The organism is Streptomyces sp. BE303 (genome assembly GCF_036290945.1).
In the GTDB taxonomy this organism is placed as follows: domain Bacteria; phylum Actinomycetota; class Actinomycetes; order Streptomycetales; family Streptomycetaceae; genus Kitasatospora.
On the sequence record NZ_JAQYWZ010000713.1, the window covers coordinates 33898 to 58252 of the forward strand.

General features: G+C 73.2%; 22 protein-coding genes. 15 read left to right on the forward strand and 7 right to left on the reverse strand.

All coding sequences use genetic code 11. From position 1 onward, the window contains the following. Positions 1 to 37 precede the first annotated feature (37 nt). On the forward strand, positions 38 to 1270 hold the full coding sequence (locus tag PUR56_RS19775; RefSeq protein ID WP_329949902.1) for a cation:proton antiporter: 1233 nt from the start codon (positions 38 to 40) through the stop codon (positions 1268 to 1270). 51 nt (positions 1271 to 1321) lie between these two features. Here PUR56_RS19775 and PUR56_RS19780 read toward each other — a convergent pair whose 3' ends face one another. Then, positions 1322 to 3274 carry a regulator gene (locus PUR56_RS19780; protein WP_329949903.1) on the reverse strand — a complete coding sequence of 651 codons (1953 nt, stop codon included), beginning with the start codon at positions 3272 to 3274 and terminating at the stop codon, positions 1322 to 1324. Positions 3275 to 3583: 309 nt separating this feature from the next. Here PUR56_RS19780 and PUR56_RS19785 point away from each other — a divergent pair, with 309 nt between their 5' ends. From PUR56_RS19785 to PUR56_RS19815, 7 genes are all read left to right on the forward strand, one after another. After that, positions 3584 to 4345 (forward strand): 3-hydroxybutyrate dehydrogenase, encoded by a 762-nt coding sequence (locus tag PUR56_RS19785; protein ID WP_329949904.1) that lies wholly within the window; start codon positions 3584 to 3586, stop codon positions 4343 to 4345. 323 nt (positions 4346 to 4668) lie between these two features. Then, a complete protein-coding gene (locus PUR56_RS19790; protein ID WP_329949905.1) occupies positions 4669 to 6069 on the forward strand; it encodes an MFS transporter in 1401 nt (466 codons plus the stop codon). A 160-nt stretch (positions 6070 to 6229) separates the two neighbouring features. Further along, the gene (locus PUR56_RS19795; RefSeq protein ID WP_329949917.1) at positions 6230 to 8209 is read left to right on the forward strand and encodes a helix-turn-helix domain-containing protein; all 1980 of its coding nucleotides are present in this window, start codon (positions 6230 to 6232) and stop codon (positions 8207 to 8209) included. Between the two features lie 178 nt (positions 8210 to 8387). Further along, positions 8388 to 9158: a lipoyl(octanoyl) transferase LipB gene (gene lipB / locus PUR56_RS19800; protein WP_443034534.1), complete on the forward strand. Its 771-nt coding sequence runs from the start codon at positions 8388 to 8390 to the stop codon at positions 9156 to 9158. Between the two features lie 196 nt (positions 9159 to 9354). Further along, positions 9355 to 10317, forward strand: a complete 963-nt coding sequence (locus tag PUR56_RS19805) for a lipoyl synthase (RefSeq protein ID WP_329881708.1) — start codon at positions 9355 to 9357, stop codon at positions 10315 to 10317. A 239-nt stretch (positions 10318 to 10556) separates the two neighbouring features. Continuing rightward, the gene (locus PUR56_RS19810; protein WP_329949907.1) at positions 10557 to 10742 is read left to right on the forward strand and encodes a hypothetical protein; all 186 of its coding nucleotides are present in this window, start codon (positions 10557 to 10559) and stop codon (positions 10740 to 10742) included. A 118-nt stretch (positions 10743 to 10860) separates the two neighbouring features. Continuing rightward, positions 10861 to 11550, forward strand: coding sequence for a DUF4191 domain-containing protein (locus PUR56_RS19815; RefSeq protein ID WP_329881711.1), 690 nt, complete (start codon positions 10861 to 10863; stop codon positions 11548 to 11550). 100 nt (positions 11551 to 11650) lie between these two features. Here the strand turns inward: PUR56_RS19815 and PUR56_RS19820 are convergent, their stop codons facing one another. Continuing rightward, the gene (locus PUR56_RS19820; protein WP_329881713.1) at positions 11651 to 12118 is read right to left on the reverse strand and encodes an RDD family protein; all 468 of its coding nucleotides are present in this window, start codon (positions 12116 to 12118) and stop codon (positions 11651 to 11653) included. A gap of 320 nt (positions 12119 to 12438) precedes the next feature. Between PUR56_RS19820 and glnA the strand changes: the two genes are divergently transcribed. Both glnA and PUR56_RS19830 read left to right on the forward strand, forming a co-directional pair. Further along, positions 12439 to 13851 (forward strand): type I glutamate--ammonia ligase, encoded by a 1413-nt coding sequence (gene glnA / locus PUR56_RS19825; protein ID WP_329881714.1) that lies wholly within the window; start codon positions 12439 to 12441, stop codon positions 13849 to 13851. A 167-nt stretch (positions 13852 to 14018) separates the two neighbouring features. Continuing rightward, positions 14019 to 14273, forward strand: a complete 255-nt coding sequence (locus PUR56_RS19830) for a DUF1049 domain-containing protein (protein WP_329949908.1) — start codon at positions 14019 to 14021, stop codon at positions 14271 to 14273. A 774-nt stretch (positions 14274 to 15047) separates the two neighbouring features. On the opposite strand, the gene PUR56_RS19835 is transcribed toward PUR56_RS19830, so the two are convergent. Further along, complete coding sequence (locus PUR56_RS19835) at positions 15048 to 16265, reverse strand: cytochrome P450 (protein ID WP_329949909.1); 1218 nt, start codon at positions 16263 to 16265, stop codon at positions 15048 to 15050. 248 nt (positions 16266 to 16513) lie between these two features. Between PUR56_RS19835 and PUR56_RS19840 the strand changes: the two genes are divergently transcribed. Next, a complete protein-coding gene (locus PUR56_RS19840) occupies positions 16514 to 16870 on the forward strand; it encodes an arsenate reductase family protein (protein ID WP_329949910.1) in 357 nt (118 codons plus the stop codon). Between the two features lie 71 nt (positions 16871 to 16941). On the opposite strand, the gene PUR56_RS19845 is transcribed toward PUR56_RS19840, so the two are convergent. Further along, positions 16942 to 17412, reverse strand: a complete 471-nt coding sequence (locus PUR56_RS19845; RefSeq protein WP_329881720.1) for a pyridoxamine 5'-phosphate oxidase family protein — start codon at positions 17410 to 17412, stop codon at positions 16942 to 16944. Positions 17413 to 17550: 138 nt separating this feature from the next. Here PUR56_RS19845 and PUR56_RS19850 point away from each other — a divergent pair, with 138 nt between their 5' ends. From PUR56_RS19850 to PUR56_RS19860, 3 genes are all read left to right on the forward strand, one after another. Beyond that, positions 17551 to 18111 carry a DUF1697 domain-containing protein gene (locus tag PUR56_RS19850; protein ID WP_329881721.1) on the forward strand — a complete coding sequence of 187 codons (561 nt, stop codon included), beginning with the start codon at positions 17551 to 17553 and terminating at the stop codon, positions 18109 to 18111. A 224-nt stretch (positions 18112 to 18335) separates the two neighbouring features. Continuing rightward, the gene (locus PUR56_RS19855) at positions 18336 to 18881 is read left to right on the forward strand and encodes a DUF1707 and FHA domain-containing protein (protein WP_329949911.1); all 546 of its coding nucleotides are present in this window, start codon (positions 18336 to 18338) and stop codon (positions 18879 to 18881) included. Between the two features lie 138 nt (positions 18882 to 19019). Then, positions 19020 to 19622 carry a DUF6891 domain-containing protein gene (locus PUR56_RS19860; protein ID WP_329881723.1) on the forward strand — a complete coding sequence of 201 codons (603 nt, stop codon included), beginning with the start codon at positions 19020 to 19022 and terminating at the stop codon, positions 19620 to 19622. 91 nt (positions 19623 to 19713) lie between these two features. Here PUR56_RS19860 and PUR56_RS19865 read toward each other — a convergent pair whose 3' ends face one another. From PUR56_RS19865 to PUR56_RS19875, 3 genes are all read right to left on the reverse strand, one after another. Continuing rightward, entirely contained in the window at positions 19714 to 20217 is a 504-nt protein-coding gene (locus tag PUR56_RS19865) for a hypothetical protein (RefSeq protein ID WP_329949912.1), read from the reverse strand. Between the two features lie 283 nt (positions 20218 to 20500). Continuing rightward, positions 20501 to 21256: a hemerythrin domain-containing protein gene (locus PUR56_RS19870; protein WP_329949913.1), complete on the reverse strand. Its 756-nt coding sequence runs from the start codon at positions 21254 to 21256 to the stop codon at positions 20501 to 20503. A gap of 477 nt (positions 21257 to 21733) precedes the next feature. Beyond that, positions 21734 to 22903 (reverse strand): alpha/beta hydrolase, encoded by a 1170-nt coding sequence (locus tag PUR56_RS19875; RefSeq protein WP_329949914.1) that lies wholly within the window; start codon positions 22901 to 22903, stop codon positions 21734 to 21736. A gap of 550 nt (positions 22904 to 23453) precedes the next feature. Between PUR56_RS19875 and PUR56_RS19880 the strand changes: the two genes are divergently transcribed. Further along, positions 23454 to 24218 carry an SDR family oxidoreductase gene (locus PUR56_RS19880; protein WP_329949915.1) on the forward strand — a complete coding sequence of 255 codons (765 nt, stop codon included), beginning with the start codon at positions 23454 to 23456 and terminating at the stop codon, positions 24216 to 24218. The last annotated feature ends 137 nt before the right edge of the window (positions 24219 to 24355 follow it).

The following is a 24355-nucleotide window of genomic DNA, read 5'->3' on the forward strand; positions in this document are numbered from 1 at the left end:
CTGATCGGATGGTTCCTCCCCCTCCGCCGGACGCCCGGTGAGCGCCGGGCCTGAGGTCCAACCGCTCGCGCTGATCCTGGTCCCGGCCGCCGCGGTGGCCGCGCCGCTGCTCGCCGACCGGCTGCTGCGGTGGATCGCCGTCCCCACCGTGGTGTTCGAGATCGTGCTCGGCGTCCTGATCGGCCCGGACGTCCTGGGCTGGGTGCGCACCGACGACTTCGTCGACGCGCTCTCCCAGCTCGGTCTGGCCATGCTGATGTTCCTGGCCGGGTACGAGATCGACTTCGCCAAGCTGCGCGGCGGCCCGCTCCGGCAGGCGGGCACCGCGTGGCTGGTCACCCTGGTGGCCGCGCTCGGCGTCGGGGCGCTCGTCAACCCCGACCCACTGGACGGCGCCTTCACCGGGCTGGCTCTGACCACCACGGCACTGGGCACCATCCTGCCGATCCTGCGCGACTCCGGGGAGCTGCCCACCCCGTTCGGCTCGCTGGTGATGGCCACCGGCGCGGTCGGCGAGTTCGGGCCGATCATCGCCATCGCCGTCCTGCTCAGCGGCAACACCCCGGCCAGGACCGCCGTCATCCTGGCCGCCTTCGCGGTGATCACCGCCGTCGCGATCGGCTACGCCCGGCGCGCCCGGCCGGTCCGGATGACCCGGCTGATCCGGCGCACGCTGCGCACCTCCGGCCAGTTCGCCGTCCGTACCGTGATCCTCGCGCTCGCGACCATGGTCGCGGCCGCGCTCTGGCTGGACCTCGACATGCTGCTCGGCGCGTTCACCGCCGGCATCGTCTCCCGGCTGCTGCTGTCCGACGTCCCGGAGGCCGAGGGCGAGGTGATCGAGGCCAAGCTGGAGGGCATCGGCTTCGGTTTCCTCGTCCCGGTGTTCTTCGTCGTGAGCGGGATGAACTTCGACCTCTCGGCGCTGCTGGACGATCCGGGCACGCTGCTGCTCGTCCCGCTCTTCCTGGCCCTGCTGCTGGCCGTGCGCGGGCTGCCCGCGGCGCTGATCGCCCCGGTCGGGCTCGGACGGCGCGACCGGGTGGCGCTCGGGCTGTACGGCGCGACGGCGCTGCCACTGGTCGTGGTCATCACCACCATCGAGGTCGACTCTGGGCACCTGCCGTCCTCCACGGCCGCCGCACTGGTCGGCGCGGGGATGCTCTCGGTGCTGTGCTTCCCGCTCACCGCCCAGCGACTGCGCGGGGACGTCCGCCCGCCGGCCGCCGGCGAGGGCGACCGGCCACGGGTGAACGCCGAGAGCTGGTGAACACCGAGAACCGGTAGGCGCTCCGCCGCCCGGGGCTCGGGCGTATGCCGATCAGATCACCCCCGCCTGGCGCACGGTCTCCTCGAACGCCCGGGCCACCGGGCTGCCCCGGTACGGGGTGAGCCGGCGGTGGAAGTCCCGCACGTACTCCAGCGAGCGGGCCGACCGCATCTCCCCCGCCGCCCGCAGCGCGTCGGTGGCCATGCCGCAGGCCTCGTCGAGGTCGCCCATCCCGAGCCGGGCGGTGGCCAGCACCAGCCGGCAGAAGATCCGGCTCCGGGCGTAGGCGGGCGAACGCAGCCGCAGCGACTTCTCGGCGTGCTGGGCGGCCGTCCGCCACTGCTGGAGGTCCCGGTAGCAGTGGGCGAACTCGTCGGAGAGCTGGGCCTCGTCGAAGAACCGGGCCCAGGAGGGCAGTTCGTCGCCCGCCCGGGCCGCGGCCAGCGACCGCTCGGCGCGGACCAGCGCGGTGGTGCAGGAGCGGACGTCGCCGAGCAGGCCGTGCCCACGCGCCTCGGCGGCGTGCAGCAGCGCCTGCACCGTGGGCGGCACGGCTCCGCCGACGCCCTGCTGGGCGACCCTGGCCAGCTGGACGGCCTCCCGGCCGTGGCCGAGGTGCACGGCCTGCTGGCTCATCGTCACCAGGACGTACCCGCCGAGCGCGCGGTCGCCGGCGGCCTGGGAGAGCCGCAGGGCCTGGACGAAGTAGCGCTGGGCGAGGCCGTGCGCGGCGATGTCGAAGGACGTCCACCCGGCCAGTCGGGTGAGGTCCGCGACGGCACCGAACAGCGCGCGGCCGATCTGCTCGCCGTAGCGGCCCCGCAGCATCGGCTCGGCCTCGCTCTCCAGGTAGCGCACCAGCGCCTGGCGGGCGTGGCCGCCGCCGTAGGCGTGGTCCAGCGCGCGGAAGAGGTCGCCGACGGCGCGGATGGCCGCGATGTCCCCCCGGCCGACCCGCAGCGCCGGGCGGGGCTCGCGGGCCGGGTCGTGGTACGGCGGCTCGACGGCGATGGGCGGACGCCGGCTCTGGGTCGGCACCCGGCCGAGCGCGGTCGTGCCGGCGGCCGTCCCGGAGGCGGGCCCCGCAGTCGCCCCGGCGGGCGTGCCCGCGGCGGCCGGAGCCGCTCCGGTGGCCGATCCGGCCGGGGTCGCAGCCCGGCCGAGGCCCGTTCCGGGCGTGCCGGAGGTGCCCGGGGCGGAGCCGCGGGCCGGAGGCGCGGCGGAGCCGCCGGGCGCACCCGGGCCGGGTGGTCCGGCGGACGGCGCGCCACTGCCCGGATCGGGCCTGGCCAGGGTGGAGCCGTCCCGCGCGACCCGCTCGTCGGTCCGGCCGATCAGCCAGTCCCGGCTCGGCACGACCAGCCCGGCCGGGGTGAAGGCGATCCGGCGCAGCTCCGACTGCGGGCCGTTGTCCTTGCGCCACATGCTCGCCACGATGTCCACCGCCTCCTGCGGCGTCTCGGCGAACTCCAGGCCCGCGTAGACCGGGGCGCAGGCGTCCAGGCCGAGGTCCTGGGCGGTGAGGCGGCGGCCGAGCCGGCGGGTGAACACCTCGGCGATCAGTGCCGGGGTGGCGCCGCGCGGCTGCTGGCCGCGGAGCCAGCGGGTGACCGAGGTCTTGTCGTACCGCAGGTCCAGGCCGTGCTCCAGGCCGAGCTGGTCGACCCGGCGGGCCAGCCCGGCGTGCGAGAAGCCCGCCTCCTCGATCAGGGCGGCCAGTTGGAGGTTCTGCGTGGCCGACCCGGAGTGGCCGCCCGACTGACCTCCCGTCCGGCCCGCCGGACGGCCGCCCGCGGGGTCGACCTGGGCCGGCCGGGGCGGCTCGTCGGCGGTGGCGAGCACGGTCGGGTGCCGGTCGGGCGTGGCCTGGACGGGAAGCCGCAGCTCGTCGGCGGTCGGGGTGTCGGGGGCGTCCGGAAGGGCCCGGCCGACCGGACCTCGGTGCTGGTCGAGCGGGTCGAGCGGTCCGTACGCCGGGCTGTCGGTTACAGGCCTTTGGGGCATAGTCAGTCAACACCTCTCGGACGCCGCACCGGCTCCACCAGCGGTTCGGCTGCCTGTGGCGACGCCCCCTGTCGGGAATCGGCGTGAATGTAGCGAGCATTCGGGCGCTATGGGTGGTTCTGACCGAGCAATCCTCCGAACGGGTGAAGCATCCGCGCCCATTGTGGGGAAGACGCCCAGCGATCGGTTTGGCTTTCACGACTCCTCCCGCCGATGGACCGTCATGACGGTGATCACCACAGTTCACCCTGATGCTGTAGGGGTTCGCCACATAGGAGGGAAGCCGCCGGATTCCTACCGTTCTGGGCCATGGACACCACTTCAGACCGCCCGCTCGACGGCCGCACCGCCCTGGTCACCGGGGCCGCCTCGGGCATCGGCCGCGCCTGCGCCGAAGCCCTCGCCGCGGCCGGCGCCCGGGTCTACGTCGTCGACGTCGCCGGCGAGCCCGCCCGCCGGCTCGCCGGGCGGATCGGCGGCGTCGCCCACGTCGCCGACCTCTCCGACCCGGAGGCGGTGGAGGCGCTGCCGGCCGACGCCGACATCGTGGTCAACAACGCGGGCCTCCAACACGTCGCGCCCTTGCACGAGTTCCCGGTCGACCGGTTCCTGCTGATCCAGCGGGTGATGGTCGAGGCGCCGTTCCGGATCCTGCGCCGGACCCTCCCGCACATGTACGCGCGGGAGTGGGGGCGGGTGGTCAACGTCTCCTCCGTCCACGGCCTGCGGGCCAGCGCCTTCAAGTCCGCCTACGTGACCGCCAAGCACGCGCTGGAGGGGCTGAGCAAGACGGTGGCGCTGGAGGGCGCGCCGTACGGCGTCACCAGCAACTGCGTCAACCCGGGCTACGTCCGGACCCCCCTGGTGGAGCGTCAGATCGCCGACCAGGCACTCGCCCACGGCATCCCCGAGGACGAGGTGGTGGAACGGATCATGCTCGACCGCACCGCCGTCAAGCGCCTGATCGAACCCGACGAGGTCGCCCGGCTGGTCCTCTGGCTCTGCTCCCCGCACGCCTCCTACGTCACCGGCGCCAGCCTCCCGATCGACGGCGGCTGGACCGCCCGTTGACCGCGCGGCGAAGACCGGAGAGCAGAAGTGGGCCGGGGCCGAGGACCGCCGGCTGCTCGGCGTCCGCAGCGGCAAGTGCCCGGAGATCCCCGGTCGGAGCTCCGCGCAGGTGCCGTGGTCGCAACCACTCGCCGGCGGCCCCGCCGGCTCGTCGGGGCATCGCGACTACCGCGTCAACCGCGCGGTCGGGCGTCCCACCCTCCGGGGCCTATGGCCCCCTCGCCCATATCGCCGCCCATTGATGTATCGGCCTCCACCATAGGATCCGGGCAAGGGAGTTCCTACCTTGTGGCAACACCGTCCCCCAGCCGGAAGTGGTGACCATGAGCAGCGCCGACGCCCCGAAGGACACGAGAGGTTCACTGCCACGAGTCGTGGCCGCCAGCCTCATAGGAACGACGATCGAGTGGTACGACTACTTCCTGTACGGAACGGCGGCGGCGCTGGTGTTCGGGAAGCTGTTCTTCCCGAACAGCGATCCGCTGACCGGCACGCTGCTCTCCTTCCTCACCTACGCCATCGGGTTCGCGGCCCGGCCGCTCGGGGCCCTGGTGTTCGGGCACTTCGGGGACCGGGTGGGGCGGAAGAAGCTGCTCGTGGTGAGCCTGCTGCTGATGGGCGGGTCGACCACCCTGATCGGCTGTCTGCCGACGTACGACTCGATCGGGGCGACGGCGCCGGTCCTGCTCACCGTGCTGCGGCTGGTGCAGGGGTTCGCGCTCGGCGGCGAGTGGGGCGGCGCGGTGCTGCTGGTGTCGGAGCACGGCGACGCCCGGCGGCGCGGGTTCTGGGCGTCCTGGCCGCAGAGCGGCGCACCGGCCGGGAACCTACTGGCGGCCGGCGTCCTGTCGCTGCTGACCACCGTGCAGTCGGAGGAGGCCTTCCTCTCCTGGGGCTGGCGGGTGCCGTTCCTGCTGTCGGCGGTGCTGGTCGGCGTCGGGCTGTGGATCCGGCTGGCGGTGGACGAGTCGCCGCTGTTCAAGCAGGCCCTGGCCCGGGCCGAGGCGCGCGAGGCGGCCCTGGGGAAGCCCGAACAGACGCCGCTGGTGGCGGTGTTGCGACACCACTGGCGGGAGGTGCTGGTGGCGATGGGCGCCCGGATGGCGGAGAACATCTCGTACTACGTCATGACCACGTTCGTCCTCGCCTACGCCGTCAACCACGTCCACCTGCCGAAGCAGACCGCGCTCAACGCCGTGCTGATCGCCTCGGCGATCCAGTTCGCCCTGATCCCGGTCTTCGGGGCGCTCTCCGACCGGGTCGGGCGCAAACCGGTGTACCTGGTCGGCGCGGTGGGCGTCGGCGCCTGGGCGTTCGTCTTCTTCGGACTGGTCGACACCAGATCCTTCAGCTCGCTCCTGCTGGCGGTGACCGTCGGACTGGTCTTCCACAGCGCGATGTACGCGCCCCAGGCCGCCTTCTTCTCCGAGCTGTTCGCCACCCGGATGCGCTACTCGGGCGCCTCGATCGGCGCCCAGTTCGCCTCGGTCGCGGCGGGCGCGCCCGCCCCGCTGATCGCCACCGCGCTGCTGAAGGACCACGGGAGCTCCACCCCGATCTCGGTGTACGTGGCGATCGCCGCCGTGATCACCGTGCTGGCCGTGCTCTGCGGACGGGAGACGCGGGGGCACGACCTGGCGGAGGCGGAGGAGGAGACGTCGGGGGACGCGGCGGCGGAGGCCGGACAGGGGACGGCGACGGCGGCAAAGCCGGCAACCGCCTGACACCACGGGCGGCCTGACGGTACGTACGGCGGCCTGCGCTCACGACGGGCGAGCGCAGGCCGCCCGCGGGCACCCGGGCTGACCAGCTACGATCGCGCTTCCCTCCCCAGGGCTTGAGACCCACTGCCGATTGGCGGCCGCACCCGTGAACGACCGCGCCATCAACGACCGCGCCACGAACGACCTCGCCGCGAACGACCTTCAGCCCGGCTCGGCGCCGGCGCTCCGGAAGCTCCTCGACCTGCTCGCCTCCGGCGCCGCCACCGAGGACTTCACCGACGTGCTCGCCGAAGCCCGCCGCCGGGGTGCGCCGGCCGCCGTCCTGGACGAGATCGACGAGGCCACCTGGCAGGCGCTGCGCGTGCACCGGACGCTGCGTCAGCACCGTCGCCGCGAGGCCGAGCTGACCGCCCTCTTCGACACCGCCGGGGACCTCGCCGCCTCCCGGGACCTCGACACCGTGCTGCAGGCCATCGTCCGCCGGGCCCGCATGCTGCTCGGCACCGACACCGCCTACCTGACCCTCCCGGACGAGGCCGCCGGCGACACCTACATGCGGGTCACCGACGGCTCGGTGTCCGTCCTCTTCCAGACCCTGCGGCTCAGCCTCGGCGACGGACTCGGCGGGCTGGTCGCACAGACCGCCCGCCCGTACGCCTCCCCCGACTACCGCGCCGACGACCGGTTCCACCACACCGGCACCATCGACGCGGGCGTCCTGGACGAGGGCCTGGTGGCGATCATCGGAGTGCCGCTGCTCCTCGGCGGCCGGGTCATCGGCGTCCTGTTCGCCGCCGACCGCTCGCCGCGCACCTTCTCCCCCGACGAGGTCGCGCTGCTCTGCACCCTGGCCGCACACGCCGCGATCGCCCTGGACACCGCCAAGTCGCTGGCCGACACCCGGGCCGCGCTCGCCGAGCTGAACACCGCCAACGCGCTGATCCGCGCCCACTCCGACGCCGTCCAGCGCGCCGAGCAGGGCCACGACCGGCTGACCGACCTGGTCCTGCGCGGTGCCGAGGTGCCGGACGTGGCGGCCGCCGTGGCCGCCCTCCTCGGCGGCGGGATAACGGTCCTGGACGCCGAGGGCGAGCCGCTGGCCGGACGGTCCGGGCCCGGAGCCGGGCTCGCCGAAGCCGCCGCCGCGTCCCGCGCCGAGGGCCGCTCGGTCCCGCACGGCGACGCCTGGGTCTGCGCGGTACTGGCCGGCCAGGAGCAGCTCGGCACCCTGGTGCTGCGCGGTCGCCCGGACCTCGACGACGCCGACCGGCGGCTGTTCGAGCGGGCCGGTGTGGTGACCGCGCTGCTCCTGCTGCTGCGCCGTTCGGTCGCCGAGACGGAGAACCGGGTCCGCGGCGAACTGCTGACGGACCTGCTCACCGCCCCCGAGCGGGACCCGGCCGGGCTGACCGCGCGCGGCCGGCGGCTCGGCGTGGACCTCGGCCGACCGCACCTGGTCCTGGTCGCCGAACCGGCCGAACCGGCCGGTGGAACCACGGCGGCGGGCGCGGCCTCCACCGCCGCCGGCGACCGCTCCCGGCTGGCCGGCGCGGCCGGACGGTACCTGTTCGGCTCCAGGGGGATCAGCGCGGAGCACGGCGAGGCGGTGGTGCTGCTCGTCCCCGACGGCGCCGACGAGGGCGGGGACGCCGCCCTGCGGGCGGCCGAGCAGGCCGCCGAGCGGCTCGCCCGGCTGGCCGGGTTCCCGGTCACCGTGGGCGCCGGCCGCCCCGCCGCCGGACCGGTGGCGCTCGCCGCCGCCCACGCCGAGGGCCTGCGCTGCGTGCGGGCACTGCGGGTCCTGGGCCGGGCCGGGGACGGAGCCTCGGCCCGGGCGCTCGGCTTCCTCGGCGTCCTGCTCGGCGACGGCCACGACGTGGACGGCTTCGTCCGGGCGACGCTCGGCCCGCTGCTGGACTACGACGGCCGGCGCGGCACCGAGCTGGTCCGCACCCTGCGCGCCTACTTCGACTGCGGCGGCAGCCTCACCCGGGCCAAGGACGAGCTGCACGTCCACGTGAACACGGTGGTGCAGAGGCTGGACCGGGTCGAAGTGCTGCTGGGACGGGACTGGAACCACCCCGAGCGCTCGCTGGAGCTCCAGCTGGCCCTCCGGCTGCAGCTGCTCTCGGACACCTGAGCGGCCACGACGGCGGCGACCGGGTCGCGGGCCGGGCGCGGGACGGGGGCGAGCACGGGGGGCGAGCACGGCCGCAGGCACCTGGACGGCCCCTCGGCGGGCGGGCGTACAGTGGCCAGGTTGGTCTCGAACGCCTGGCAAGGAGCAGTTGGTGAGCGAGAACGTACGTTTCGTGCGGATGGGCATAGGCGAGGGCTCCGTGCCCTACCAGGAGGCCTGGGAGGAGCAGCAGCGGCTGCACGCCCTGCGGGTCGCGGACGAGATCCCGGACACGGTGCTGCTGCTGGAGCACCCGCCGGTGTACACCATGGGCAAGCGCACCAACCCCGCCGACCTGCCGCTGGACGGCACCCCGGTGGTCGAGGTCAACCGGGGCGGCGAGATCACCTGGCACGGCCCGGGCCAGCTGGTCGGCTACCCGATCGTGAAGCTGCCCGATCCGATCGACGTGATCGCGTACGTGCGCCGACTGGAGGAGGCCCTGATCCGCGCCTGCGGCGCGTCCGGCGTGGAGACCACCCGGATCGAGGGCCGCAGCGGCGTCTGGGTGCTGGGCGACAGCATCCCGGACGCGGTGGTGGACCCGTCGCAGGTGGTGGACATCGGCAAACTCACGCTGCGGATGGGCCTGCCGCTGGGCATCGACCCGCGCCTCGCCGGCCCCGAGTACGCGCCCTCCAACGCCGGGCAGCGCGGCGACGACCGCAAGCTCGCCGCGATCGGCGTCCGGGTCGCGCGCGGGGTGACCATGCACGGCTTCGCGCTCAACTGCGACCCGGACATGACCTGGTTCGACAAGATCGTGCCGTGCGGCATCCGGGACGCCGGCGTCGCCTCGCTGGCCGGTGAGCTGGGACGGGACCTCCCGGTCGCCGAAGCGTTGCCGCTGGTCGAGAAGCACCTGGCCGAGGTGCTCGCGGAACTCCCGGAGCCGGCGCTCCGCCACTGAGCTCCGGCCGCCGCCCACCGGGCCCGGCCCCGAACGCCCGCGCCCGGAGCCGCCACCCCGAAGTCCCGGGCGGCTTCCGGGGAATCTACCCGCCGGTACCGCTGTTGCCCTGCGATTGCAGGGCCACTGCCCCGACGAAGGCCGTACAAGCACAGGCGTACCCTGGGGGTACCCCGTCTAGTTCTAGGAGTCGCACGTGTCCGCTGTCGCACCCGACGGCAGGAAGCTTCTCCGCCTGGAGGTCCGCAACAGCGAGACCCCCATCGAGCGGAAGCCCGAGTGGATCAAGACCCGCGCGAAGATGGGCCCGGAGTACAACGCCCTCCAGTCGCTGGTGAAGAAGGAGGGGCTGCACACCGTCTGCCAGGAGGCCGGCTGCCCCAACATCTTCGAGTGCTGGGAGGACCGCGAGGCGACCTTCCTCATCGGCGGTGACCAGTGCACCCGCCGCTGCGACTTCTGTCAGATCGACACCGGCAAGCCCGCCGACTTCGACCGCGACGAGCCGCGCCGTGTCGCCGAGTCCATCGTCACCATGGACCTCAACTACGCCACCATCACCGGCGTGGCCCGCGACGACCTGCCGGACGGCGGCTCCTGGCTGTACGCCGAGACCGTCCGCCAGGTGCACGCGATGACGGCGGGCCGCGAGAGCGGCCGCACCGGCGTCGAGCTGCTGATCCCCGACTTCAACGCGGTGCCCGAGCAGCTCGCCGAGGTCTTCTCGTCCCGCCCCGAGGTGCTGGCGCACAACGTCGAGACGGTGCCGCGGATCTTCAAGCGGATCCGCCCGGCGTTCCGCTACGAGCGCTCCCTGGACGTCATCACGCAGGCCCGGGCCGCCGGCCTGGTCACCAAGTCCAACCTGATCCTGGGCATGGGCGAGACCCGCGAGGAGGTCAGCCAGGCGCTGGCCGACCTGGTCGGGGCCGGTTGCGAGCTGATCACCATCACCCAGTACCTGCGCCCCTCGCTGCGCCACCACCCGGTGGAGCGCTGGGTCAAGCCGCACGAGTTCGTCGAGCTGCAGCAGGAGGCCGAGGAGCTCGGCTTCGCCGGGGTCATGTCCGGCCCGCTGGTGCGCTCGTCGTACCGCGCCGGGCGGCTGTACCGGCAGGCGCTGGAGCACCGCGCGCAGCACGAGCAGGCGGCGGTCTGAGCCGCGCTCCGGTGCGGGCCGACGGTTTTACGCCATCGGAGGGGCGGAGCTTCGGCTCCGCCCCTTTCGCTTCACCGGGCTTTGACTGCCTGGTCACGGACTGGTAACACGGGGTGGGGACGATGGGTCCGCCGCGGTCGTTCGATTTTTCTCGGCCACGAGACGTGGTGGCCGCGCGGACGCGGGGACGAACGGGTCCTCGCAGGAAAACTTCCGAGCCACGAGAGGAGCTGTTCGGCATGCGGGTCGGTATCCGGTCGGTGGGCACCGCGCTGCGGCTGGCCGAGAGCGTGCTGCTGGCGGGCGGCCAGCGCCAGGCCCGGCGGAATGCCTGGTCAGCGGTCTGCGAGAACCGCCAGTACGCGGCGGACAGGGAGCGGGACTCGCTCGTCGCGACCGCCCGGGCGAAAGCCGCGGGCCGCTGACGGAGCCCCTGCGGGACGCCGTCGAAGGCGCCGGTACGAGCACGCACGGGTCACGGTTCGGGGCGAACGGGTACCCGGGCTTGGATATCCCGTACCCACGCCACGTACCATGAGCGTTATGGCGAGGGAAACATCCGAGAACCCCGGGCGACTGAAGCAGATCCGCCTGGCGTACACCATGACCAAGAAGGTCGACACCAAGATCGGCCTGATCATCGCCGGCGTCGGCCTGCTGACCTTCGGCGTGTTCCTCGCCATCGGCTTCGCGATCGACCACCCTGTCTACCTGGGCATCCTGGGCTTCATCGTGGCGTTCCTCGCCATGGCGATCGTCTTCGGGCGCAGGGCCGAGCGCGCAGCGTTCGGACAGATGGAGGGGCAGCCGGGAGCGGTCGCGGCGGTACTGAACAACATCCGACGGGGCTGGAGCGCGAACTCCACCCCGGTCGCGGTCACCCGCAACCAGGACGCGGTCTACCGCGCCGTGGGCCGGGCCGGTATCGCGCTGATCGGCGAGGGCAACCCGAACCGGGTCCGCCAGCTGCTGGCGTCGGAGAAGAAGAAGATGGCGCGGATCGTCGGCGACGTTCCGGTGCACGACATCGTGGTGGGCACCGGCGAGGGCGAGATTCCGCTCAAGAAGCTGCAGATCCACCTGATGCGCCTGCCCCGTGCCATCACCGCCGCCCAGGTCACCGAGACCAACGACCGCCTGCGGGCGCTGGGCGACCTGCTCTCCAAGGCGCCGATCCCCAAGGGCCCGATGCCCAAGGGCGCCCGGATGCCCAAGGGTGGCCAGGCCCGCTGACCCCCTCCCCTTACGACACGGAACGGCCCCGCCGCGGAGTTACCGCGGCGGGGCCGTTCCGTGTTTCCGGTCGGTGATCAGGGGGTCGCGGTCCGGGCGGTCAGATCCGGACCTCGACCGTGCCGACCGCCTTGTCGTGCAGACCCCGGGTGTCGCGGTCCCAGACCAGGGCCGGCACCACCAGGCAGAGCAGCAGCGTGCGCAGCAGCACCTGCGGGATGGTGGCGCGGCTGCCGTCCAGGCGGACCACCCGCAGGCCGAACAGCCGCTTGCCGACGGTCGTCCCCGTCGTGGCGATCAGCAGGACGGTGACGGTGAAGAACAGCGGGGTGGTCCACAGGTTCGCCGAGGCCGGGGATCCCTTGGAGACCAGCCCGAAGGCGACCAGCGCGACCAGCCAGCCGTCGACGAACAGCGCGCCCATCCGGCGGCCGGGGCCGCCGACCGAGCCGGGGCCCTCCTGGGGCAGCCCGAGGCGCTCACCGCGGTAGCCGAAGTCGGCGCCCATCTTCTCGGCGGCCGCTTTCGGGCCGTCGATCCACGATCCCAACGCTTCTCTGGTGTCCACCGATCCACACTAACCGGGCATACACCCGGCACCGCCACCGGCTCCCCCGAGGAATCCGGAGAAGTCCCGGGGTAGCCCCGAGGTAGCCCCGGGGTAGCCCACCGAAGAGTGAACCGCACCACTCGGGCTTTCCGTCACCCTCTCCAAGTGGTCCAGACCACCTGGAGGGCCCCACCTGGGAGGGCGAGGCGTTTTGTCCAGACCCGTACGTCTTTGCCGCCCGCCCGACAACGGCGGTTAACATTCAGGAAACGACTGGGTCACCGGTCGGAAACGGGCCATTCCTAGGGTGAGCCCCATTCGCACGCCGAGGAGGACGAATGTTCAACAACGCCACCGAAGTGAAGCAGTTCATTCAGGACAACGACGTCAAGTTCGTCGATGTCCGGTTCTGCGACCTGCCGGGCGTCATGCAGCACTTCTCCGTACCTGCGGCGACCTTCGACCCGTCCGAGATCCTGATGTTCGACGGCTCGTCGATCCGTGGCTTCCAGGCCATCCACGAGTCGGACATGGCCCTGGTCCCCGACCTCGCCACGGCCAGGCTCGACCCGTTCCGCCAGGTGAAGCACCTCAACATCAACTTCTTCATCCAGGACCCGGTGACCGGCGAGGCCTACAGCCGCGACCCGCGCAACGTCGCCAAGAAGGCCGAGGCCTACCTCGCCTCCTCCGGCATCGCCGACACCGCCTTCTTCGGGCCCGAGGCCGAGTTCTACGTCTTCGACTCGGTGCGGTTCGACACCAGCGCCAACGCCTCCTACTACCACATCGACTCGGAGGCGGGCGCCTGGAACACCGGCTCCGCCGAGGGCGACGCGCGCGGCTACAAGGTCAAGTACAAGGGCGGCTACTTCCCCGTCCCGCCCGTCGACCACTTCGCCGACCTGCGCGCCGAGATGTCCCTGGAGCTGGCCAAGGCCGGCCTGGAGGTCGAGCGCCAGCACCACGAGGTCGGCACGGCCGGCCAGGCGGAGATCAACTACAAGTACAACACCCTGCTGCACGCCGCCGACGACCTGATGCTGTTCAAGTACATCATCAAGAACGTCGCCTGGCGCAACGGCAAGACCGCCACCTTCATGCCGAAGCCGATCTTCGGCGACAACGGCTCGGGCATGCACGTCCACCAGTCGCTGTGGACCGAGGGCTCCCCGCTCTTCTACGACGAGCAGGGCTACGCCGGGCTCTCCGACACCGCCCGCTACTACATCGGCGGTCTGCTCAAGCACGCCCCGTCGCTGCTGGCCTTCACCAACCCCTCGGTGAACTCATACCACCGCCTGGTGCCCGGCTTCGAGGCCCCGGTCAACCTGGTCTACTCGCAGCGCAACCGCTCGGCCGCGATCCGCATCCCGATCACCGGCTCCAACGCCAAGGCCAAGCGCATCGAGTTCCGCGCGCCCGACCCGGCCTCCAACCCGTACCTGGCCTTCGCCGCCATGCTGATGGCCGGCCTGGACGGCATCAAGAACAAGATCGAGCCGCTGGAGCCGGTCGACAAGGACCTCTACGAGCTGGCCCCCGAGGAGCACGCCAACGTCCCCCAGGTGCCGGCCTCCCTCCCGGCCGTCCTGGAGGCCCTGGAGGCCGACCACGAGTACCTGCTCGCGGGCAACGTCTTCACGCCCGACCTGATCGAGACCTGGATCGACTTCAAGCGCACCCAGGAGATCGCCCCCATCGCCCTCCGGCCCCATCCGCACGAGTTCGAGCTCTACTACGACCTGTAGACCGCGGACACCGCGACGTGTGTCCCGGCTGCGGCCGGGGGCGCGGGCGGGTCGGACACGCAGGCGCCCCCGGGCCCCGTCGCTCTCACCGGAGTGCGACGGGGCCCGGCGCCGTGCTGCGGGCGACTGGGCGGGTGGGGCGGCGGGAGCCGCGCGATACTGGGGGCATGGCGAAGAACACTCCGCCGCCGCACGCTCCGCCGACCGTCACGGTCAAGGGCCGGGCCCTGCGGCTGCGTACGATCGGGATCGCCGTCCTCGCGGTCCTCGCTGTCTGGTTCATCGCGGCCAACACGGAGTCGGTCTCGATCACCATGTGGATCGTCGACGTCACGATGCCCCTGTGGGTGGTCCTGACGGTGACCCTGGTGGTCGGCCTGATCATCGGCTTCTTCCTCGCCCGGCGCCGCCCGAAGGGCTAGCGGCCTACCGCCGCGGTGTGCGGGAGGGGGCCGCCGGGCGCATCCGGGCCCTCGGGCGCCGGCCGCGGCGGAGGTGCAGGAGACGGCCAGGTCGAGCGAACCGTTGCGGGCGGGCACCGGGCCGAGGATGAGGTTCTGGGCGACGTGGCGACGGCCTGCGCGTCGGCCAGGTCGCGTTCGGCCAGGCGGCGCTGCTCCTCGGCGTCCCTCCGGTGCGCCTCGGCCCGGCGGTGGGCGCCGGAGGCGCAGGCGCCCGCGGCCGTCACGGCGACCACCGCGCCGTAGGCCACGAAGGCGCGCTCCTAGGTCGGGATGCCGTTGACGGCCGCTGCCCCCAGGCAGGCGAGGGGAGCGCGGTGGTTCCGACGAGGAGGACCCGCCGGGGCGCGGAGCCCACGGCGGCGAGGGCCGGTGGCGCCGCCAGCAGGGCGAGCAGGATCGTGGCGCCGACCAGGACGTCGAGCGCCGTCACGACGGCGATCAGCGCGTACGGCAGGAGGGCGTCCGTGGGTATGCGGGGCGCACGGGGCGGGCGCCCATCGGGTGTTCCCTTCGGGCGGGTGCTCGGGGAGCCGAACCCCGCCCAGCCCGACGGGGTGGCTGACGGGCACCCCCCGGATCCCTCTCCTCAGGGACAAAAGATAGGTAAAGCGACAGACGAACGGGGGGAAACCGGCGCAAATGTGATCGATCCACCAAACAGTCCTCGTGGCCGAAGGCAGGACCAGGGCGGGGCGGGGGCGGGGACGAACGCCGAGGGGCTGCTCCTGTGCGTCAGCGGACCGTGACGGGGAGCGTGTCGAAGCCCCGCAGGACGAGGCGGTCACGGCGGGTCGGCACGCCGCCGGGGGCCAGCCTCGGGAAGCGGTCGAGGAGGGCGGGCACGGCGACGTCCGCCTCCAGGCGGGCGAGCTGACTGCCGAGGCAGAAGTGCGGCCCGCCGCCGAAGCTGAGCGGCTGGCTGTCCGTCCGGGTCGGGTCGAAGCGCTCGGGGCGCAGGTAGCGGGTCGGGTCGTGGTTGGCCGCGCCCAGCATGACGAACACCACCGTGCCGGGCGGCGCGGGCAGGTCGGCCACCGTCAGCCCGTCGGCGGCGGCGACCCGGGTGGTGAGCTGGACCGGCGAGTCGAAGCGCAGCACCTCGTCCGTGAAGAGCCCCGGGGGCAGCGCACCGGTGCGCAGCCCGTCCGCGGCCTCCGGGTGGTGGAAGAGCTGGGCGAGGCCGTTGCCGAGCAGGTTGGTGGTGGTCTCGAATCCGGCCACCAGGAGCAGGACGAGGTTGCTCAGCAGCTCCTGGCCGGAGATCCGGTCCGGGGAGTCGGCGGCGATCCGGGCCAGGTCGCTGACCAGGTCGCCGGTCGGGCGGGCCAGTCGTTCGGCGACCAACCCGGTGAAGTAGGAGGACAGTTCCTCGGCGGCGGTGTCGGCGGAGTCGAGTTCGGCGAGGTCCTCGACCAGCTCCAGGGCGATGGTGAGGTCCGACGCCAGGGTGCGGAAGCGGTATCGGTCCGCGGCCGGGACGCCGAGCAGTTCACAGATCACCTCGACCGGCAGCCGGAAGGCGAAGGCCTCCATGAAGTCGACCGGAGAGCCGTCGGCACCCCGCTCGGCCATCTCGCCGAGCAGCCGCCCCACCGCCGTCGCGATCGTCGGGCGGAGCGCCGCCACCCGGCGGGCGTTGAAGGCCGAGGCGATCAGCGAACGGACCCGGGCGTGGTCGGGGGCGTTCCGCTGCAGGATCGACCGGCTGAGCAGGGCGATCGACGCGTGCGAGAACAGCTCGGATTCGGCCCCCGCCAGGGTCGCGGCGTCCTCCAGGGCGAAGGCGGGGTTGCGCAGCACCTGGTTGGCGGCGGTATGGCCGAGCGCCATGATCCCGCCCGGGCCGGCCGTGGCCGCGGCGCCCAGTTCATGGGCCCGCGCGTACAGCGGGTAGGGGTCGATCCTCCCCTCCGTGGTCATGAGCTGCTCGATGATCGCTGCGCCGTCCATCCGGTGCTCCCCTCCAGAGACCCGACTCCCTCGGGGGACCAACCATCGACAGGGGGGCGGTAGTTCCCGGTCGGCGGGAGTGCGGGAGGCAGGGGGAGGGGAGCACGGGAGGGCGTGCGTCGGGAGGTCGCGCGACGCCCCCGGGGCGTGCCGGCGGGCCCGTCGGGCCGACGCACGGCCCGGGCGCGGGGCGCGGGGGCACGGCACGGGCGGGCGTGCGGCGTGCGGATCGTCGGTAGGCTGACGGGATGGAGATCTGGATCAACCCGCGCTGCGGGAAGTGCCGTGCCGCGCTCGGCGTCCTGGAGGGCGCGGGCGTCAAGTACACCGTGCGGCGCTATCTGGAGGATCCGCCGAGCGCCGCCGAGCTGGAGCAGGTCCTGGAGCGGCTCACGTTGGAACCGTGGGACATCACCCGGATCGAGGAGCCGGTGGCCAAGGAGCTCGGCATGAAGCAGTGGAGCCGGGAGCCCGACGACCGGGCCCGGTGGATCGCGGCCATGGCGGAGCACCCGATCCTGATCCAGCGCCCGATCATCACCGCGGACGACGGGCACGCACTCGTCGCGCGGACTCCCGAGGCGGTCAGGTCCGTCCTGCCGTAGGCCCGTCACGGGTGCGCCGCCGGGGTGCCGGGAAGTCCCGCCCCCGGGGCGCCGGGCCGGTGGGCACGGCCTCAGCGGCGCTCGACGGTCCTCACCGGCTCGCCCGGCCGCCAGGAGCTGATCCGTACCGCGTCGTCCTCGACGGTGGTGTGCACGACCTGTTCCAGCTCCAGCCGGAAGGCGTGGTACGGGCCGGAGGGCGGCTCGGGGAGGTCGGCCTCGTAAGCGGCGACCTCGGCGGCGTCGGTCAACTCGACGGCCCGGCCGGAGACCTTGGAGTCACCGCCCGCGAGCGTCTCGTCGCTCGGGTTGCTGTGCAGGGCGAAGCGGGCGTCGCGGCGGAGGTCCGCGGCCTTGACCGCTCCGCCCATCGACCCGAGCATCAGGTCCGCGCCGATGAAGTCCACCTCGGTGCCGCTGACCCGGGGGGAACCGTCCTTGCGGAGCGTCGCCAGGACGTGGTGCTTGTTGGCCTCGAACCGGGCCCGCACGGCGGGGGCGAGGTCCGGCGCCTCGTGCTCGAAGTCCTGCCAGGTAGCCATGGCGCCAGTCTGGCACCCGGTACCGACGGCCGCCCGGGCGTGCGGCGCGTACGCACGCGCCGCACGCGGGAGGCCCGGGGCATGCGCCGGAGGACCGCGCGCGGGCCGGGTGTCGGTGGCCGGTGCCAGACTGGCCGGGTGACCACCACGACCACGTACATCGCCTTTCTGCGGGCCGTCAACGTCGGCGGCCGGACGGTGCGGATGGAACGGCTGCGCGCCCTCTTCGCCGAACTCGGCCTGGAGCGCGTCGGCTCGTACATCCAGAGCGGCAACGTCTTCTTCGCCGCCGACGCCCTCGGCCCGGCGGACCGCGCCGCCCTCACCGACCGGATCGAACAGCACCTGGCCGACTCGCTCGGCTATCCCGTGCCGGTGCTGCTGCGGACCGTCGACGAGGTCGAGGCCGTGCTCGCCGCCGAGCCCTTCGCCGGCGTCGAGGTGACCCCTGACGTCCGGCTGACGGTGAACTTCCTCTCCGAGCCGCTGCCCACGGACTTCCCGGTCCCGTACACCTCGCCGAAGGGCGACTACGAGGTGATCGGGGCCGACGCCGGCACCGCCTACGTGGTGGTGCACCTGAAGGACGGCAAGTGGGTGACCAGCGGTTCCCTCTTCGGCAAGTCCTACCGGGGCGCGGCGACTTCGCGCTTCCTGCACACCACCGTCAAGATCCTGGCAGCCGCCAGGAAGACCTGATCCGGCCACCGGCGGCCTCCGCGCCCCACCGCGCGCCCGCCTCCCCGCCGCACTGCCCGGCCACCCGCTCGTACGGATCGCCGGGCCGGGCCCGACGGACGGAGCCACGCCGGATCGAGCGGCGTACCGGACGGCGTACCGGGCGGGGGCGCCGCGCACGGTCGACCGGTCGGCTGCGCACGGGAGCCTGGACAGGCGGGCGGAGACGAGCCGACAATCAGGCCATGACGTCTCCAGAGATCCGGACACACGTGGTCCGGCCGTCCGAGGCCGAGCGGGAGCAGGCTCTCGACGTGCTGAGGGACGGCGCCGGCAGCGGCCGGCTGTCGCACGACACCTTCCTCGGACGGCTGGACCTCGTCCTCCACGCGAGCAGCCGGTCCGAGCTGAACGCCGCGATGGCGGACCTGCCGGCCGGGAACCCGGTCGGACGGTTCGTGCTGCGGGCGGTCGGCCGGGTGTCGGCGTTCGGGGTGCGGCTGCGCGGGGCCTGGCGCGTCGAACGGCTGCCGGGCCTGAGCCTCCCGCACGCCGGCGCACGGAAGTTGACGATAGGCCGGATCCCCGGGTCGGGGCTGCGGCTGAACGACGCCTCGGTCTCCCGGCACCACGCCGAGCTGCGGCGCGAGGGCGAGGACTGGGTGCTGTACGACCTCGGGTCGACCAACGGCACCCACGTGAACGGGTACCGGATCGCCGGCGGGGTGCGGGTCCGACCGGGCGACCAGGTACGGTTCGGCAACCTGGAGTTCCGGCTCGCGGCGGGCTGAGCGGACGCGTCGTCAGGGGGCGGACCGGGGAGGCGGCAGCACCGGTCCGCCGGCTTGTCGGCGGTCCGGTCCGTGGCCCTGCTCCGCGGGCCCCGGACGGCCGGACGGATTGTCAGCGGTAGGTGCTTGGATACGGGCATGGACCAGGACACCGCGCACACCACTCTTGCCGCCGACGCGCTGCGGGACGCCGAGGAACGGGCCCGCGAGCTGATCCGGTGCGGCTTCCAGGAGCCGGACGAGATAGTCGAGTCCCTGGTCGAGGACCTCGACGACCAGGGACTGACGGCGGAGGAGGCGGAGCGGATCGTCGCTCCGCTGTGGCGGGCACGTCTGGAGGAACAGGCGTCCTGGCCGGAGACGACCGACGTCGACCGGCTGGAGGCCGCCTTCGACACCCTGGAGGAGCAGGGCATCGTCGCCGCGATGGACTTCACCTGCTGTGCGAGCTGCGGATACGCGGAGATCGGCGGCGAGGCCGACGAGGACTCGCGCGGCTTCGTCTTCTTCCACCAGCAGGACACCGAACGGGTCGCCACCGGCGGTTCGTTGATGCTGCGGTACGGCGGTTTCCAGGTGGACGGCGAGTCGACGGAGGCGGCCGTCCGGCGGACGGTCCGGGTCGGGCGCGAGGTGGTCTCGGCGCTCAAGGAGGTGGGGCTGCCGGTGAAGTGGGACGGCTCGCCGGAGGTGGCGATCACGGTCACGCCGATGGTCTGGCTCAACCGCCTGCCGGAGTAACCGCGTTCGGGGACCACGGCAACAGTGCCCGCAGCGGCTACCCCCTTGGCTCTCCCCGGCGGTCGCGAGGCGGCGGCGGAGGCGCCGACGGTCAGCGGACGACGTGGAGTTCGGCTGTGTGCCCACGTGCGTCGGCATGGCGGAGGGTGATCTTCGCCGTACCGACGGCGGTCTCGGTGTCCTCGGTGAGGGTCCTGGTCTCCTCGCCGAGCCTGACCTCGGCCGTGGTGTCGGTGATCCGGCCGACGGTCAGCCGGACGGTCCGGTCGCCGCCGAACACCTCGACGGTGTGGGTGGAGTCGGCGTTGTCGGTGCGGACGACGACGTCGCAACTGTCGTCGCTGAGGCAGAGCGAGGCGCCGCCCTTGCAGGCGGTGAGCCCGGCGCCGAGCAGCAGCACGGCGCCTGCGGCGAGGGCGGCCGAGCGGGCGACCGGGCCAAGGCGGCGGGCCGCCCCGGGAGCGGGCCGGTGCCCTGCGCGGCGGTCGGGGCGGTCGGGGTGGTCGTGACGGTCGGATCGGTCGAAGTCACGGTCGTCGTGGCGGTGGCGGTCGCGGTGGCGGTCGCGGTGCGAAGCGGTCGGCGCACTGGTCATGGCATCGACGGTAGGGGCGTCTCCCGCGCCGGCCATCGCCCCTCGGCGGTACCCGCTCCCTGGTCGGCCCCGGACCGCGCGGGCGGTCGCACCTCGGAGACGGATGGGTCGAAACCCCTAGGGGTCGAACGGAGTTGGAGGTCCGAAGAGGATCTCCACCGAGGCCCTCCCCCCGGCCCGTTCTGCACCGAACCGTGCCCCGACGCGATCGGCATGTGCCACTGACATGTGTCGGCGTCCCGTGCCACGCGCGTAGAACGAGGCCACGAAAAAGGCCCGCGGGTCAGTCCCCGGCGACGTCCCAGGACTCGGGCGTCCCCCACAGCGGCGCCGTGCAGCGCTGGTAGGTCGCCTGCCAGTGCGGCCAGTGCCGGGCCACCGCGTCGTCGCAGTCCGCCACCAACCGCTCGACCGTCGCCGGTTCGACGCCGTCCAGCAGCCAGGCGAGCGCGTCGGCGGTGCCCGGCCCGCCCGCGACGTGCAGCACGTCCAGCAGCTCGGACAGGCTGCCGACCCGGGAGTTCTCCGTGAAGACCCGCTCCATCCGGGGCAGCAGCTGCCGCTCCTCGATCCTCAGATGGGTCTCCAGCCGCGCCGCCAGGTCCTCGATCGCGTAGGCCACCGGCCAGACCGAGCCGGCGTCCCGGCTGGCGATCCGGACCAGGGTGGTGACCCGGGTGAAGGAGTGATCGAGGTTGTGGTGGTCGGCCTCCAGCCAGTTGAGCAGCAGCCGCAGCTCGGGCGCGAACCGGCTGACGATCGGCCAGATCCTGGTGTCCTGCTGCTCGTGGTGGCAGGTCAGCATGGTGGTGACGAAGTTCCAGTGCCGCAACAGTGCGGCACCCTTCTCGTCCTCGCCGGGCTGGATCAGCCGGAGCGCGTTGGGCAACCGGGCGAGGTCCCGGCGGAGCGCGGCGTGTACCAGCTTCAGCCCGGCGAAGCGGACGGCCTGCGGTTCCTCGTCGGCGGTGCGCTCACGCGACGAGCCCCCCTGGGCGGGGACGGACGGAGACGCTACGGGCAACAGGTGGCTGGGCATGGCACTCTCTTCACGGCTTGGCTGGGCTGGGCTCGACCTGGGCACAGCTGGCGGGCCGGCTGTCCCACCACAGTGGGCAGAGCACATCAGGACGGAATCAATGTCCGATTGACGTGCAGGTCAGGGGCCCGGCGCAGGGTTCCCCCCGGACTCTCGGGAGACGCGAGATCCCTCCGGCCCCACTCCGTGCAGGGGGTGAGGTTCGTCCGGCGCACCGGGGAACGAAGGAGGGACGGCGAGGACGGATGCCACCGGAAGGCGCACAGCCACGCCCGGACGACGCCCGCCGACCCGGCGGGCGGGCGGGCGGAAGGGGGGCGGGCGGAAGGGGGGCGACGCACGGCGGTAGGCCGGCGGGCCGGCGGGAGCTGACGAGGAGCGCGGGTTCGTCCGGGCGGTCGACGAGGGCCGGCGGGGCTCCGCGTGCCGCTGAGCCCCGCGCCGGGTGCCCGGCACGGGGCTCGGCACGAGCACGGCTCAGTCGGCCTGCGGTCCTGCGAGGTTCTTGCTGAGCCACTGCAGGGTGTCCGGGATCATCTTCTTGAAGTCGCTGGTCAGGTGCTTGCCGCCGGGCTGCTCGTAGTACTCGACGGTGAGCGGCGGCGCGGCCTTGGCGGCCCACGCCTTGACCAGCTTCATCTCGTACGCGTTGGCGCCGCCGGCGGTGGCGAGGATCCGCACGTCGGCCTTGCCCTGGGTGACCAGCAGTTCGGGGCTGTTGGCCTGCCGCTCGGCGTCGTGTCCCTTCCAGAGCGGCGAGTCCGGGACGAAGTAGCCGTCGATCGGGACGGCGGCCTTGAACTTGTCCGGGTGCTGGAGGGCGAGCTTCGCACTGCAGAACGCGCCGGTGGAGGCGCCCATCAGGCCCCAGCCGTCGCGGCCCTTCACGGTGCGGAAGTTGGCCCGGACGAAGTCGGGGATGTCCTCGGCCATCCAGGTGCCCATCTTCGGCTGGCCCGGGATGTCCGCGCACTCCAGGGCCTTGGCCTCGTTGGAGTCGAGGTTCTGCACCGGCATCACCATGATGAAGGGGTGCGCCTTGCCCTGCTTGGAGAGGTCCGCGCCGTACTCCTGGATCGGCAGCTGGTTGTCGGTCCAGGTGTTGTAGCCGGCGCTCTGGCCGCCCGCGTAGAGGGTGAGCACCGGGAAGCCGGTCCGGGCGTACTTCGGGTCGTTGTACTCCGGCGGCAGCCAGACCCAGACCTTGCCGGAGACACCGGACTTGGGGCCGTTCAGCGTGGTCATGACGATCTGGCCGGCGGCGGTGTCCCGGGCCTTGGTGAAGGCGGCGGCCGGACCCGTGGGCATCAACACCTTGCCGGTGGCGCTCTGGGGCGGCGCAACCGGCGCGGCGGAGGTCGAGGTGGAACCGGCCGTCGGGGAGCCGGGGGCGGAGGACGACGCGGTGCCCGACGGCGAGGTACCCGAGGACGCGGTGCCCGAGGGCGAGGTGCCCGAGGGCGAGGTGCCCGAGGAGGAGGGCGTCGAGGGCGAGGCGCCGCCGGCGCCCGTCGCGGCGCCGCCGCCCTTCACCGCGTCGCCCTTGGCGCTGCCGTCCGTACTGCCACAGGCCGCCAGGACGGCGGCCAGGGTGAAGGCGGTGGCGCCGGTCAGCACGGCGCGGAAACGGGTGGACTGCGGCTGCACGGTGAGAACTCTCCGACCGGTGTCGCGCCCGCTCCGGGGGAGCAAGGGCGGTGGCCCCGGGTGGGGCCGGACAGGCCCGGGGCGCGGCTACCTGCGAGACCCCCGGGAGGCGGCGCGCCGCCCTGCGGGGTGGCGTGCCGTCCTGCGATCTTATGACGTGGACCGGGGTGGGCCGGTTGCGCGCGGACCAGCGCAGACCCAATGTTTGTTCCCGATCGGGTAAAGGCTGCCAAGCCTCCCTGCCGACCGGCGGGGGCGGATCCCCGCCGGTCGGCGGGGTCGGTGAGGAGGCGGCCCTGACGGCGTCGCGGGTGCGGAGCCGCCCGCCCGGCCGAGCGCACGGCCGGGCGCGCGCTCGGACGGCGGGGCGCGCTCGGACGGCGGGGCGCACAACCCGCCGCCCGGCAGGACGGGGCGAGCCTTGGATCCTCGTACCAGTGACGCGGCCCCCGGGATCGGGAACGATCGAGCCACCCGGCCGCCGGCCGAGACCCGTCACCCGCACCCCGTGTCCACCCCCACCCGCCCCGCCCCGCCAGAGGAGCCCGCCGTGTCCCAGCCGATCGACCGCCGCACCGCCGTCGTCACCGGAGCCGGCAGCGGCGTGGGCCGCGCCGTAGCGGCGGAGCTCGCGGCCGGTGGCTGGCGGCTCGTCCTCGCCGGGCGCCGGGGCGATCCGCTCCACGAGACGGCCCGGCTGTGCGGCACCGGCGCGGCCGGCACGGCCGTGGTGCCGACCGACGTCACCGACCCGGCGGCCGTGGACGCGCTCTTCGCCGCGGCCGTCGCCCGCTTCGGCCGGGTCGACTTGCTGTTCAACAACGCGGGCACGTTCGGCCCCCCTGCCCCGGTGGACGAGCTGGACGTCGCCGAGTGGCGGGCCGTGGTCGACCTCAACCTGACCGGGGCCTTCCTCTGCGCGCGCGCCGCGTTCCGGCAGATGCGCGCCCAGGACCCGCAGGGCGGCCGGATCATCAACAACGGCTCGATCTCCGCACACGTGCCGCGGCCGAACTCGGTCGCGTACACCGCGACCAAGCACGCCGTGACGGGTCTGACCAAGTCACTGTCGCTGGACGGCCGCCCGTACCGGATCGCCTGCGGGCAGATCGACATCGGCAACGCCGCCACGGAGATGACCGCGGCGATGACCCGGGGGGTGCGGCAGGCGGACGGGCGGATCGCGGTGGAACCGACCATGGACGTCACCGATGTCGCCCGCACCGTGCGGCACATGGCGGAGCTGCCGCTGGAGGCCAATGTGCAGTTCGCGACGGTGATGGCGACCGCCATGCCGTACATCGGCCGGGGCTAGCTCCAATGCCGTGTAGATAGAGCTTGCGGATTCCTGTCACGGGTCTGGTGTGGTCAGGATGTCGATGCTGATGGTGGCTTTGTAGCTGGTCCGGTCGATGGTGCCTTTGGCGTTGTACTTGGAGATCGCGCGTTTGA